Consider the following 12206-nt stretch of genomic DNA (forward strand, 5'->3'; position numbering starts at 1 on the left):
AAGGATGCTGAAAAACAGCATCCTTTCTATAGTATTCAAGTTATTCAGTAGTATAAATAAACAATGTTTTCTTACCGTTATAATCTTTTGTTTCTGTTCTTTTTTTGATTTCAGGATAAATCATGGTACTGGTGTCTGTGAATTCATATCCTTCAATAAATACAGGATGGTCTGCCGGAATATTGTATTGAGTATTCATATTGGATAAAGCCATTCTATCCAGTACATTTTCTCCGTTTTTGAACTTATATTCAGTCACCCCTTTCGTAAAAACAGAACTGTATTTTTTTAAGCTTTGGGGAAGGCTGGCGGAAGTACTGTATACCTTTGAAACCTGCAATACGTTCTTTTTGGTATTGAACAATTCTACTGTCCCAATGGCATTATCAGCCACTGCAAACTTTACCGCAGGATTTTTTTGCTGGGCAAATAAAGTAGCAGAGGATAGTAATAAAAAAGAATAGAGTAATTTTTTCATAATCAGAATATGTAACTGTTAAAAACGTGATAAATATAGTTATTTTTTACAAAATTTGAATCAAATATTAAATTGTTTTGAATTTAATTTAGAAATAAAAACTTTAATCCAGATTATTAGTCTTTGCTTTCTTCCGTTTTATCTTTTTTATCCACCATATTTCTGATCATATTTTTCAGTCGCTGAAAAGTGAAAGAGCTTAATAATAAAATAACTCCGAGAACAATAAAGGCGCTTATTCTTGAAATATTATCCATTTGCCATACATCATACCCGTAAAGTTTTAATACCATCACACCTATCAGAGCAAAACCAATCTTGTTATATTCCTGAATATTCTTTTTCAGGCCTGTATAAATAAATAGGCTGGCGAGAATTGTCCATATAACAGGAAGATAAAGAATATTGAAATGTGCACTTGCGGTATAAGAATGAGAAAGATCACTGGAAGTCATTAAAATATATGAATGGTGAAGTTCACAGCTTACAGAGATAATGATTGCCAAAGACTGGATCCAGTAAGAAATCCATTGCTTGTGAAACGTTGAAGATGGAATAATCCTGTACCCTATATATAGAAACGGAATCCACTGAAACAGATGGAAGAAATAAAAACTTACATGCAGTTTTTTTGTTAAGATATCAGCCACAAGGGAAAGTGTAGAAACCGATGTGTTTATGACGATCAGGAAGTAAAAAAGATAAATCAGTATGTTTTGAACATCATTTCTGAGGCTTAGCAGTTTCCTGAAAAGTAATAAAACAAAAATATAATAAATACTGAATAAAAGTCCTGTGCTGGTAATGGCGGACCATGGCATTTCTGAAATCTGATATGTAATCTCAAGAAGAAAAGTTATGTAGATAACTCCATAGCTGACTACTGTAATAAGATCTTCGAAAAAGTTACGGTCTTTTCCTTGTGGCTCTTTGGCTGTATTTCTTAATAAATATAAATTAATTATTATAGAAATAATGGTGAAAGAGCTGGTGATAAACGGGGCGTTAAATATGATATTGAAATCTTTGGTTCCAAAATACGCAGTCCAGGTGATAAGCTGAGCAATCATCACGAAGGGAAACAGGATATAAAAGAAGATTTTGAAAATTTTATGACCTGTTTTTTTCCAGATGAAGAGAAGCAGGGTTGTTTCTATTGCCCAAATGCTGGTAATGAGATGGGTCTTAAACTGAATAGCAATTGCAACAGTTATAAGGCTGGTAACAAGCCCTGCGAATACGGAATAGGTAATTCCAAAGCTCTTGCGGGTATATTCTCTGAACAGAAGAACAGTGTTTACAGCAGCAAAAATAAGAGGGAAAATAATTTGGGGTTCATATTTTAACGTATCAAAAATGTAAAGCAGTCCCAGAATACTTGAAAAGTTAGCAAGGGCAAGTATTAAAATATCAGAGGTTGCAAGTATATTTTTTCTGAAGTAATCGTGAAGGGCAAAAATGTAGAAAATCACATAACTGATCAGATAAAAAGTAATGCTTAAAAGCTCTGGGCTTTCATTGGTCCAAAGTAAAAGATAGCCTGTTGTAAAAATATAAGCGGTCCAGCCCACGCTTTTCCAGTGCTGAAGAAAAGAGGCAGCCAGCATTCCTGTATTTAAAAGAGTGATATAAATAAAAAGGAAAAGATAGTTACTTTGTCCCGAGCTGATCATCAGGGGAGCTGCAAAACCTCCTATCAGTGAAAAGATAATCAGTACTTCACTTTTATAATAATAGGATAGGATAATGGAAGCTGCGGTAATCAGTGCGGTGATGATAAAAGCGGTATTCTGGGTAAACAGATGGTATTCACGGAAAGCAATGGTAGCTGTGAAATATAAAACAGCAATTCCGCCCCCTGTAATAATAGATGAAAAAGCCGGGTAGTTTTTTCTGAGAAAATGTCCGGTTATAATGATTCCTGCTCCGGTACAAAAACCAATTCCCGCTCTTGCTGCTTCACCAATCCAGTTTTTATCAATCGCGTATTTTACAAAATAACCAATTCCGAGAACAAGGGTAAAAATACCAATAATGGTAAGAATGTTTTGTTTTAAAAAGTCAGAAACAGGAGTAAGCCAGTCTTTTTGAAGTGATGTTGGGCCTTTTTCACTTTCTTCACTGTTTTTTATTTTCTCATGATAAACCTGGTGAGATTCTTCTTGCTGTGGAATGAATGTCTCTTCCGTTGTCGCCTTCTTATGAATTGCTTCAGTCTGAGCCAGAGGAGGAGTATTGATCTTATCATTAAGATCTGAAATCTCCTTTTCCAATTTTCTGATTTTGGTATTCAGGTTATTGAAAATGATGAAGATAATGATAAAGATGATGGCCGCAACAAATTCATTCATTTCATTAGTTTTTATCAAATATAAAGAAATGTTTCATATGCTATTTAAAAAAATTAACCCATCGCGGTATAAGCGATGGGTTAAATGGTATAGATAACTAACAATATGTTTTACTAGTTTGATACTTTGTAAATGTAGAATGATGCGATACTGGATCCTAATAATCCTGCTGTAATAACACCGGAATCTACAAGTCCAAAAGAAATTTTGTCACCTGCCTGAAACGAGTACAAAGAATTAATACTGGAATCGGAAAGCGTTAAGTTAACCGCTAATGCAAGGTTAATACCACTGAATGGACGTGTGTCTATCAGAGTGGTTACTGCAGTTCTGGTTCTTGCAATTGCGATACCTGGACTTCCTGACAATAAAGAAGCCTGTAATCCTGTGCCATATCTGAATGCGAATCCAACAGCATATACTCCAGTAGTTGGAATGTTGTATGAACCATCAGCATTGGTAAATAAAGCAGCACTTCCTATCGTTCTATCAGCTTGTACAAAACTGACAGGCTGGAAATCAGAAGGTAGAACTCCTAAATTCAGTAGGGTTATTCCTGTTGTTTTTTTTGCAGAATATACAGAAGTATTGGTTCCGGCAGCTGCGGTTAACAATGAAGGGTCTACTGAGAATACCTGGGTAGTTCCCTGGTTAATTCCTAAAATCTGATATCCGGGTAATGCTGTAGCGGCAGGGGTATCACGAACTTTCAAGGTTCCATTAACATCCAGAGTTGCAGAAGGGTTGGCTGTATTGATACCCACCTGTGAGAATAATGGTAACGATGCACATGCTAACATTAAGCTGTAAAGTTTAGTTTTCATGATCAAGATTTTAATTAGTTGCTAAGCAAATATACAATAAAAATTATACCCAGCATTGTGATATTTGCAAAATTAACATTATTATGATGTGATATATTTAAACATATGTTTATATTTTCGATAATATTTGTATATAATTCAGTTACGACTTATTATATTTATTTTTTATTTAAAGCTCTGTTTATCAGTGTTTTGTTAAAAAATAATTCTCCCCATTGTGTGGGTTATTTATTGATTTAAACAGCAGACGATATCTGTATAATAATTTATTGTAATACTGACTTGAATTCGAAATTTTGAATAGATTTAAAAAAAAACACTGCCTTAACGACAGTGTTTTTTTAGCAGATTTATTTGATTTTTTAGCTTTCCAGCAGGAATTCTTTGTAATTTCCAAGAAAATCAACATTAGCATTGATTGATTCAAGTTCTCTTAGTGCATTTCCATGCAAAACTTCTTTCCAGGGTCCTTCAACATTGATGAAGAAGAAATAATTCCCTAGTCCTGTTTTTAATGTTCTGGATTCAATTTTACTGAGATTCATTTTTCTCCATGCAAAAACGGATAAAACCTGATGTAATCCACCGGGATGATCTTCCGGAAGAGTGATGAGCATTCCAGATTTTTCACCCAGTGTTTCCAGCTGATCATTTTGATATTTGTTCTGTTCTTTGGAAATAATGATAAACCGGGTATGGTTCTGTTCAAAATCCTGAATATTACGGTTTATAATTTTTAAACCATATAAATTGGCAGCAAACTGATTGGCTACTGCAGCAATAGGAGTCTCCGGATTTTCAGAAACGAATTTTGCGGCAGCAGCAGTTGAAGAAAAGTCCTGCTTCGGGATCTCTTTATAATGAGTGTCCAGAAAATGGAAGCTCTGTGCGAGAGCCTGGGGATGAGAATATATTCTTTCAATATTCTCAATAGAATTTTCCGGATGAATCATAAGATGATGGGCAATGGGCATTACTGCTTCTGCTTCTATCTTGATAGACGGAGTCTTATATAAATAATCCAGCGTCATCGATACGGTTCCTTCAATAGAGTTTTCCAAAGGTACCACTGCTTTTACTGCTTCTCCGTTTTCAACAGCATTAAAACAATCCAGAATACTGGCTTGCGGTACTATTTCGTCATCAGGGAAAAGCTGTGCTGTGGCAAGCTGGGTGAAACTGGCATGAGGTCCCAAAAATGCAATCTTCATAATATAATATATAAGGGATGATTAGAATAAAGGTACAAAGGTGCGAATTAATTCATAAATAGAGTTTAATGTTTTATGTTTAAAGTTGAATGCTGCGGGTTACGAGGTGCGGGGTTCGGGTTACGTGATGCGGTTGTCCGGAACCTTAAACTTTGAACTTTGAACCCTTGAATCTCTGAACTTGCTACTTTTCCTTCCAGTTCTTCTCAATCAGATCCATCAGAAAATCCGGACACTTGATCACTTTGTTGGTTTTTGCATCTAAAAAGAATAGAGTAGTGGAGGCTTCGGTTATTTTAATATGCTCTTCATTGTAAATTTCATACTCAAATTCAATCCTTACGCCCGGAATTTTTTTAACATAAGTATGAATTTCTAATTTTTGATCATACAAAGCGGGTCGGATATATTTAATTTTGTAGTCTGAAACAGGCAGCCAAATTCCTTGGTTTTCAATTTCATCGTATGAAATTCCTATGCTTCTGAAGAGTTCAACTCTCGCTACTTCGAAGTACGTTGCATAGTTTCCGTAGTATACATATTTCATAGGGTCTGTTTCTGCGTAACGTACTCGTATTGAGTGTGTTATGTGTATCATTTTAGATGTTAAATTATACATACAAATATATTTTTAAATAATCAATACCTGCAATATTTTTTTTTGAAAAGAAAATATTGGACCTTTGTCTTCCTTCTAAACACAGTACAAACAAAGAATAATCGGGGCTTAAAAAATGGATGACAATTTAATGATGATATGGCAGAAATGCCTTCAGTTTATGCGCGATAACCTGAACGCTGCTGAAGACAATTCTGACCTTAAAAAACTTGAAAAATCTTTCGATATGCTATTCGATAAGGTTCAGCCGCTTTCATTGGTGGCCAACAACCTTACGTTGATCGTGCCGAGCGATTTTTACAAGGAATATATAGAGGACAACTATCTGTCCTTACTTTCTGCTGCCCTGAAGAAAAATATTGGAAAAGGAGTGAAATTATGGTATTCTGTGATGGAAAACAGACCAAAAGGTGAAGAAAAACCTGTTACCATGAACATCAAGGGACAAAGTGTTCCTACTCCGAAAACACAGGAAACAATGCCGCAAGGTTTTTCTGCTAATATTGTAAACCCGTTTGTAGTTCCTGGAATTAGAAAAGTAAACATAGATTCTAACCTGAAGCCTGACTATTCATTTGATAGTTATGTAGAAGGAGAAAGCAATAAATTTGCAGCCACTGTAGCCAGATCCATTGCAAAAAGACCTGGTGCAACAGCTTTCAACCCATTATTTTTATATGGAGGTTATGGAGTTGGGAAAACCCATTTAGGACAGGCTGTAGGTCTTGAAGTAAAAAACCAGTTTCCGGATAAAGTAGTTCTTTATCTGTCTTCTGAAAAGTTTATCCAGCAGTTTATTTCTGCGGCCAAAGCTCATAAACAGACAGAGTTTGCGAATTTCTATCAAATGGTTGATGTACTGATTATTGATGATATTCAGTTCCTGTCCGGAAAATCAGCAACACAGGATAGTTTCTTCCATATTTTTGATCACTTGCATCAGAACGGAAAACAGATTATCCTTACTTCAGATAAAGCGCCTGCAGATATTATGGATATCCAGGACAGAATTGTTTCCCGTTTCAAATGGGGACTTTCTGCAGAAATCAAATCTCCGGATCTATCAACAAGAAGACAGATCATTGAAGATAAACTAAGCAGAGACGGAATTGTTCTTCCGGGAGATATGCTTGACTTCCTTGCTGCTGAAGCAAAAACGAATGTAAGAGAACTTATCGGGGTTATCAACTCGGTGATTGCTTACTCTACAGTATACAAGAGAGATCTTAGTCTTGAGTTGCTTAAGGAAACCATCAACAGAATTGCTGCTAACCAGAAGAAAGTTATCAATATTCCTTATATTCAGGAAGTGGTTTGTGATTATTTTGGAATTAAAAAAGAACAGCTGCTTTCAAAAACAAGAAAAAGAGAGATTGCGTTACCAAGACAGCTTGCCATGTACTTCTCCAAAGAATTTACCAATTCTACATTTACTAAAATTGGTGAAGAAATGGGTGGAAAAGATCACTCTACAGTAATGTATGCCTGTGATACCATAAAAGATGTTTCTAAAATTGATAAAGAAATCAAGAAATACGTAAAAGACCTTACTGAAAGAATCAAACAATAAATAAGGTTGAGCTTACATAAATTAAAATGAAGGATAGTTTTATTCTTCATTTTTTATTTAGTTTTGTCGTGACAAAAGACTCTTTTTAAAAAACAGGATATGAAAATATTAATGGTTTGTCTCGGAAATATCTGCAGAAGCCCATTGGCAGAAGGAATTATGAAAACAAAGCTGCCGGATCATTATGTGGTAGATTCTGCCGGAACTATTTCAATGCACGAAGGTGAACATCCTGATAAAAGGGCCATTAAAACTGCTGCCAATCACCATATTGATATCTCCCGACAAAGATCAAGACCTATCACCAGAAAAGATTTTGAAACCTTTGATAAGATCTATTGTATGGATATTGATGTACTTGGCGATGTGGTTTCCAAAACTAAAAATGAAGAAGAACGACAGAAAGTATCTTTGTTTTTAGAAGTATTGGGAGACCACCAAAATGCTGAGGTTCCGGATCCTTATTGGGGAGATATGAAAGATTTTGAAATGGTTTTCCAGCTTTTGGATAAAGGATGTGATGCTATCAGAAACCAAATATCAAAATAATAACCATGAAAAAACTGCTGTTACTGTTTGTTTTTAGCTGTGGTTTGTCTTTCGCTCAAACCAAAGATGAAACAGAAATCCGTAAAGTTATGGATGACTTTATGGGATGTATTAAATCCAGAGATGAAGCCAGATATCTTTCTTTATTTCAGGAACCTGTACTTTGGACCGGAATTTATAAAGACAGAACACAGGCGAAACGTCTGGAGAAAAATCCTAAGGCAGATTACTACTTTGCAGATGATTATAAAGCTTTTATCAAAAGTTTTAAAGATGATAAATCTGAAGAAAAATTTGACAATATTAAGATCGTGGAAGATGGAGCCATAGCTTCTGCCAATTTCGATTACAGCTTTTGGTACGATGGCAAAATGGAAAACTGGGGAAAAGAGATCTGGACGCTGATGAAGATCAACGGAACCTGGAAAATTACTTCCGTTACCTTTTCCATGGACCTTACAAAATATTTCCCTCAACCTTCACTTAACGAAAGAACTAAAAAATAATACAATGCTTTTTTTACTCCCTGCTTACTTATCAGAAAATACTTCTATCAACCACTTTTCGCCTGTTCTGAAGGATTATATCATGCAGACGGACTATTTCTTCGTGGAAAATGAAAAAACGGCCCGAAAGGTTGTTAAATTTTTTGCTCCGGAAAAGAAGCAGGCTGATCTGAAGTTGTTTTTATTGGACAAATACACGGAAAATGCGGACATCAAAGAAGCTCAGGAACTGATGCTGAAAGGGCAGGACTTCGGATTGCTGTCAGAAGCAGGATTGCCATGTATTGCGGATCCGGGAAATCTGATTGTGAAATGGTGTCATGAGAAAAATATCAGAGTGATCCCAGTTTCAGGGCCTTCATCAATTATTCTGGCTTTGATTTCCAGTGGATTTAATGGGCAGGAATTCACTTTCCATGGGTATCTTCCTATTGATAAAGGAGAAAAAAAGAAACAGATCATGAACCTGGAAAGCCTTGTTCAGAGAACCGGATATTCTCAGATTTTCATGGAAACACCTTACAGAAATAATCAGCTGTTTGAAGATCTGTGTAAGTTTTTGTCACCCAATACAAAGCTTTGTATCGCTGCCAATATCAATGATCTGGAACATGAATTCATCAAAACAAAATCAATAAAAGACTGGCAAAAACAAAAGCCGGAGCTTCATAAAATTCCTGCAGTATTCGTGCTTGGGAAATAAAATTTACTCTTATAGCCAAAGATAGGGGTATAGGAGTTTATGAGTAGAAAAAGAGAAAAAGGCTGTGAATATTTCGCAGCCTTTGCTTTTTTATTTAAAATGGGGTGGAATACTATAAATACAATTTGTAAACTCCTCTTTTTTTCTCCTTCCATGTATTCATGTATAATTTTAACTAAAAATATTTCAACTATTAGTGATAATTATCATGGGATTTATCTATTTTTGTAATACAAAATACCCTAATTTTATATTTAAATATAACGCATTATGAATTTTAGAATGTTAATGTAATTAATAATATTCACGATGTTGTTTTATGTAGTTTGGTTTTTATTATACCTATTATAATTGAACTGGTTTAAATGCTGCAGATTAATAATGCTTGTATTTTTTGAATTATAGATGATGTAAGTTCCGTTTTGCTTACAATCAATTCAGCCCAATCAACACCAAAATATTAAAATATGATGACACGTAAAATTTTTTTTCCGGTATTGCTGATGCTGGCCATACTGGTACCTTCTTTAATTCATGTATCAGCACATGGATATGTAATGAGTCCTGCCTCACGAGGATATCAGGGAAGTCTGGATAAGGCTACACTTGGCTATTCTGTGGCATTTGGAAAATATGGTTCTGTAATTAATGAACCTGGATCTCTGGAAGCTCCAAAAGGCTTTCCTGTATTTGGCCCTGCAGACGGAAAGATTGCCTCCGCTAATGGAAGCATAGGGGGAGACACTACATTGGATCTCCAGACTGCCGACAGGTGGAAGAAAACCAATATTACCACGGGTGTGAATGCATTTATCTGGAAATATTCGGCGTATCATGCGACAGCAAAATGGCATTATTATATGACAAAGCAGGGCTGGAATCCCAATCAGCCGCTTTCCCGTCAGGATCTGGAGCTTATTGGTACTGTTACACACAATGGAACACCTCCACAGGATAATGTTTCTCACCAGATTACGGTTCCTGCTAACCGTACCGGCTACCATATTATTTTAGCGGTGTGGGATGTAGCAGATACCACCAATGCATTCTATAATGTTATTGATGTCAATGTAACCTCGGGAACAGGAGTTTCTGCACCTGCCACTCCTACAGGATTAGCACAGGTAGGAGTAACAAGTTCTTCGGCTAAAATAAGCTGGAATCTACAATCTGATGCTGTATCCTATACTATTTTCCGCAACGGACAGAATATTCAGCAGGTAAGTACAGCTACATTTCAGGATACTGGGTTAACAGCTAATACGGTTTATACATATGAAATACAGGCAAGAGGCTCTTCGGGGCTTACTTCAGGCAAGAGTCTGCCACTCAATGTAAAGACAAACAGCGAAGGAACTCCTGAAAAACCTACGGCGCCCTCCAATCTTCATTCAATGGCAGTAACTGAAAATTCAGTTTCACTCATGTGGATGGCTTCTGCTCACTCACAGGGAATCAAGAATTACCAGATTTTTGAAAATGGAATCAAAGTAGGAGAGACCATGCAAACAAGTTTTTTACGAACAGGATTAGCCCAGGATACAGAATATCAGTATACCATAAAATCTGTTGCGGTGAACGATCAGCTTTCTGATGCCAGTAATGAATTAAAAGTCAGAACAAAAAAAGTGACATCCGGAAATGGACAAACCTACTGTGGAGCAGAACAGTATAATGCTGCCAATGCATATCCTGCTACCGGAACGAAAGTCTTTTACTCCTGTAAAATATGGAAAAACAAATGGTATGCAAATCCAGGAGAATTGCCGGGAACCAATATGGTATGGGAAGAAATAAGCACGTGTACCGAAGGTCCGGGTTGTGAATCAGGCGGTTCGGTTACGTATTGCGGAGCTCAGGAATATAATCCGGTAAAAACATATCCAACAGCAGGAACGAAGGTTTTCCATGCCTGCAAAATCTGGGAGAATAAATGGTATGCGAATCCGGGAGAAACACCAGGAAGCAATACAGTTTGGAAAATTGTAAGTGACTGTAATGAAGGGCAGAACTGTAAGACATCAGCTCTTATCAATAAGGAGAATAACCTCTCTGTGATTGTATCTGCGCATATGATGAATTTTGCACCGGAAAGCCATTATGATAAAATAAGCAGAGCAGACGTGATTACCCCTCAGGGAGTTCAGATCATTACTTTCATGAACCCAGGAAAAGACAATATGAATATCAGCCGGCTTCAGCCTGGAATCTATTTTGTAAAGATCCAGTATAAAGATGGAAAAAGTATTACTAAAACCATCAGAAAATAAAAAGAATAAATAAAGAAATATTTAACAGCTCTTAACAGGATTATAGCATTATTATTGATTTTAGTACGGTACTGGAAACAGTATAAATTGTTGATAATGCAGTAAAAATCCGGGCATCGAAGATGCCCGGATTTTTAATTCCATTAATTTTTATTCTTATTCTTTGATTTCCATTTTCGCCAGATAAAAACAATGACAGGAATGATCAAAAAGAATGGCCACAGAGAAATGATTCCCAGAAGAAAGCTTATAAAACTGTTCCAGCCTTCCGTTACCGAATCTGCAAAACGGCTTCCAAAACCTATTTTTGAGGTGGCTGAACTTCTCACTTTCTCCTTATATAAATTCAAATTCAGAGTACTGTAATTCACCCGGTCATCAATAAAACGAAGTCTGCCTTCTGCCACATCGATTTCATCTTCCAGTTCACGGATATTTTCCTGAATTTCCAGCATATCTTTTGTGGTAGCAGCACTTTTAAGCATATCACGGTATTTTTCAAGATATATTTTTTTGTTGGCAAGCTTTATGGCGACATCAGTATATTCTTCTGTAACATCATTCGATGAAATGTTTTTAGATAAAACGGTTCCTACACCCTCTGAAAAGGAATTGATCAGTGCATCAAAATTTTTATGAGGTACCCGGATAATCAGGGTAAGGTTATCATCCATATCTGTATTTTGAAACTCTTCTTTCTGGATATAAGCATTGTTTTTCTTGATGATCTCATCAACCTGGTTCTGCGTTTTTTTAATATCACCCACCTGAATCTTCATCTCTCCGTTTTTGATGATTTTTTTGGAGATTGTATCTGTTTTCTTTGAGGGGTAAACATCTTTGTTGGTCCCATTTTCATCAGAAACTACCTTTTCAGAGATAGAAAGTGGTGGAGGTGGAGGCGCCGCTGCGGGAGAAGGTGCTCTATCTTCAGTTAGAACTTCTGTCAGGTCGGCTTTCACTTCCTGTTTTTCACCACCTGATTTGCTGCAATTGATCAGAATAAGACCTGATAATAGAAAAATAATTTTTTTCATAGGTTAGTTAGTTTTTCATGGGTATGATCAAAAAGTGTGCTCAAAAATGATTATTTGTAAGAGGAGTGACAATTTAAAATAAAAAGAA

At 36.0% G+C, this 12206-nt stretch carries 11 protein-coding genes; 5 read left to right on the forward strand and 6 right to left on the reverse strand.

From position 1 onward, the window contains the following. Positions 1 to 40 precede the first annotated feature (40 nt). The 5 genes from J2786_RS01875 to J2786_RS01895 form a co-directional block, all read right to left on the reverse strand. Positions 41 to 478, reverse strand: a complete 438-nt coding sequence (locus J2786_RS01875) for a hypothetical protein (RefSeq protein ID WP_047432093.1) — start codon at positions 476 to 478, stop codon at positions 41 to 43. 116 nt (positions 479 to 594) lie between these two features. Continuing rightward, positions 595 to 2829 carry a DUF2339 domain-containing protein gene (locus J2786_RS01880; protein WP_310023731.1) on the reverse strand — a complete coding sequence of 745 codons (2235 nt, stop codon included), beginning with the start codon at positions 2827 to 2829 and terminating at the stop codon, positions 595 to 597. A 113-nt stretch (positions 2830 to 2942) separates the two neighbouring features. Then, a complete protein-coding gene (locus tag J2786_RS01885) occupies positions 2943 to 3653 on the reverse strand; it encodes a hypothetical protein (protein WP_047432086.1) in 711 nt (236 codons plus the stop codon). 362 nt (positions 3654 to 4015) lie between these two features. Next, positions 4016 to 4864: a prephenate dehydratase gene (gene pheA, locus J2786_RS01890; protein ID WP_047432082.1), complete on the reverse strand. Its 849-nt coding sequence runs from the start codon at positions 4862 to 4864 to the stop codon at positions 4016 to 4018. A gap of 184 nt (positions 4865 to 5048) precedes the next feature. Next, positions 5049 to 5462: an acyl-CoA thioesterase gene (locus J2786_RS01895; protein WP_310023733.1), complete on the reverse strand. Its 414-nt coding sequence runs from the start codon at positions 5460 to 5462 to the stop codon at positions 5049 to 5051. Positions 5463 to 5598: 136 nt separating this feature from the next. Here J2786_RS01895 and dnaA point away from each other — a divergent pair, with 136 nt between their 5' ends. The 5 genes from dnaA to J2786_RS01920 all read left to right on the forward strand — a co-directional run bounded on the left by dnaA (position 5599) and on the right by J2786_RS01920 (position 11081). Then, a complete protein-coding gene (dnaA, locus tag J2786_RS01900; RefSeq protein ID WP_002980474.1) occupies positions 5599 to 7053 on the forward strand; it encodes a chromosomal replication initiator protein DnaA in 1455 nt (484 codons plus the stop codon). Between the two features lie 99 nt (positions 7054 to 7152). Next, complete coding sequence (locus J2786_RS01905) at positions 7153 to 7602, forward strand: low molecular weight protein-tyrosine-phosphatase (protein WP_047432076.1); 450 nt, start codon at positions 7153 to 7155, stop codon at positions 7600 to 7602. Between the two features lie 5 nt (positions 7603 to 7607). Then, positions 7608 to 8108, forward strand: a complete 501-nt coding sequence (locus J2786_RS01910; RefSeq protein WP_047432074.1) for a Cif family virulence factor — start codon at positions 7608 to 7610, stop codon at positions 8106 to 8108. A gap of 4 nt (positions 8109 to 8112) precedes the next feature. Then, positions 8113 to 8811, forward strand: a complete 699-nt coding sequence (locus tag J2786_RS01915; protein WP_047432072.1) for an SAM-dependent methyltransferase — start codon at positions 8113 to 8115, stop codon at positions 8809 to 8811. A 467-nt stretch (positions 8812 to 9278) separates the two neighbouring features. Further along, positions 9279 to 11081, forward strand: a complete 1803-nt coding sequence (locus J2786_RS01920; protein WP_052186997.1) for a lytic polysaccharide monooxygenase — start codon at positions 9279 to 9281, stop codon at positions 11079 to 11081. A gap of 143 nt (positions 11082 to 11224) precedes the next feature. Here the strand turns inward: J2786_RS01920 and J2786_RS01925 are convergent, their stop codons facing one another. After that, the gene (locus tag J2786_RS01925) at positions 11225 to 12118 is read right to left on the reverse strand and encodes a DUF4349 domain-containing protein (protein WP_047432070.1); all 894 of its coding nucleotides are present in this window, start codon (positions 12116 to 12118) and stop codon (positions 11225 to 11227) included. Positions 12119 to 12206: the final 88 nt, after the last annotated feature.

The sequence above is a fragment of the Chryseobacterium vietnamense genome (assembly GCF_031454475.1).
In the GTDB taxonomy this organism is placed as follows: Bacteria; Bacteroidota; Bacteroidia; order Flavobacteriales; family Weeksellaceae; genus Chryseobacterium; species Chryseobacterium vietnamense.

Bases quoted from the DNA above. Each gene is read 5' to 3' on its own strand.
- J2786_RS01875 (WP_047432093.1), bottom strand. From the start codon at position 478: ATGAAAAAATTACTCTATTCTTTTTTATTACTATCCTCTGCTACTTTA.
- J2786_RS01880 (WP_310023731.1), bottom strand. From the start codon at position 2,829: ATGAATGAATTTGTTGCGGCCATCATCTTTATCATTATCTTCATCATT.
- J2786_RS01885 (WP_047432086.1), bottom strand. From the start codon at position 3,653: ATGAAAACTAAACTTTACAGCTTAATGTTAGCATGTGCATCGTTACCA.
- pheA (WP_047432082.1), bottom strand. From the start codon at position 4,864: ATGAAGATTGCATTTTTGGGACCTCATGCCAGTTTCACCCAGCTTGCC.
- J2786_RS01895 (WP_310023733.1), bottom strand. From the start codon at position 5,462: ATGATACACATAACACACTCAATACGAGTACGTTACGCAGAAACAGAC.
- dnaA (WP_002980474.1), top strand. From the start codon at position 5,599: ATGGATGACAATTTAATGATGATATGGCAGAAATGCCTTCAGTTTATG.
- J2786_RS01905 (WP_047432076.1), top strand. From the start codon at position 7,153: ATGAAAATATTAATGGTTTGTCTCGGAAATATCTGCAGAAGCCCATTG.
- J2786_RS01910 (WP_047432074.1), top strand. From the start codon at position 7,608: ATGAAAAAACTGCTGTTACTGTTTGTTTTTAGCTGTGGTTTGTCTTTC.
- J2786_RS01915 (WP_047432072.1), top strand. From the start codon at position 8,113: ATGCTTTTTTTACTCCCTGCTTACTTATCAGAAAATACTTCTATCAAC.
- J2786_RS01920 (WP_052186997.1), top strand. From the start codon at position 9,279: ATGATGACACGTAAAATTTTTTTTCCGGTATTGCTGATGCTGGCCATA.
- J2786_RS01925 (WP_047432070.1), bottom strand. From the start codon at position 12,118: ATGAAAAAAATTATTTTTCTATTATCAGGTCTTATTCTGATCAATTGC.